This is a genomic window from Streptomyces sp. NPDC002838 (genome assembly GCF_040295365.1).
GTDB lineage: Bacteria > Actinomycetota > Actinomycetes > Streptomycetales > Streptomycetaceae > Streptomyces.
This window is the reverse complement of the sequence record NZ_JBEOVF010000164.1, coordinates 1-1,086: the sequence shown is the minus strand read 5'-3', so window position 1 is coordinate 1,086 and position 1,086 is coordinate 1. Positions and strand designations below refer to the sequence as shown.

The following is a 1,086-nucleotide window of genomic DNA, read 5'->3' as shown; positions in this document are numbered from 1 at the left end:
GTAAAAAAAGGAACAGATGGAAAACTGACCTTTACAGGTATTTCTCTTCCAGAAGGAAAGAAACCGTTAATTCTTTCGCAAGACGATGTCAGCTATTATGAATACATGGACAATTCAGGATTTCCAAGTAAGTTGATTGTCGATAAACAGAACCAAATCAAGAATATTTATATCGACAATAAGAAGGAAACTGTTGGTGACTATGATATGGTTCCATTGATCGATTCATTCATTAAAAAACATCCCGATTTTTCTTATCAAGGCGCCAAAGGAACATTAGCTTTAACAGGCTATAATGGTGTATTAGGTTACCGTACATCAAAATCAGAATATGGTGATAACGAAAAAACAAACAAAGAAATCGAAGCAGCCAAAAAAGTTGCTGATCAATTAAAGAAAGATGGTTGGAGTTTTGCTTCTCATACTTGGGGACACTTGAATATGACACAAGCTTCTTTAGCCGATATCCAACAAGATAATGAACGTTGGCAAAATGAAGTTGCACCTATTTTAGGCAAAACAAATATTTTGATCTACCCATTTGGCGCTGACATCAGCGATTGGCAACCTTATTCTGAAGCAAATCAAAAATTTGCTTACTTGAAACAACAAGGATTTGATATCTTCTGCAATGTCGATGCCTCAACTCCTGCATGGGGACAACTAGGAACTGACTACTACCGTAACGCCAGAATCAATATTGACGGTATCCGTTTCGAAGCTGACCTAAAAGGAGAAAATCCAATACTTGATCAATTTATCAACGTCAAAGAAGTGTATGACCAAAAAGATCGAGGATAGAGGTTGTGAAAGAAGCGTCCAGCTCCGAGCAAATAAGAACTAGATTTCTAAAATAGTTTCTCATATTTTGGAAATCTAGCGCTTATTGCTGAGGAGTTGCTTCTTGAACACCGTGGATAAGGTTATAACGAAGATAGTAGCCCACGGCTACAATAATCACATCCTGCTGAAATTGCTTTTCTTTAAAATGATTCATCGTCATTCCTCCTGCTATCTTTTTCTATTATTCTACCTTATTTGATAGTAGATTTAAAACTTTGCAACAGAACCCTATATTCGTTACAA

1 protein-coding gene is annotated in these 1,086 nt (G+C 36.4%); it reads left to right on the top strand.

What is annotated here, in order from left to right; all coding sequences use genetic code 11:
* Positions 1-801, top strand: an 801-nt coding sequence (locus ABT063_RS52090; protein WP_351069407.1) for a polysaccharide deacetylase family protein, incomplete at its 5' end; no start/stop codon positions are given.
* Positions 802-1,086 lie beyond the last annotated feature (285 nt).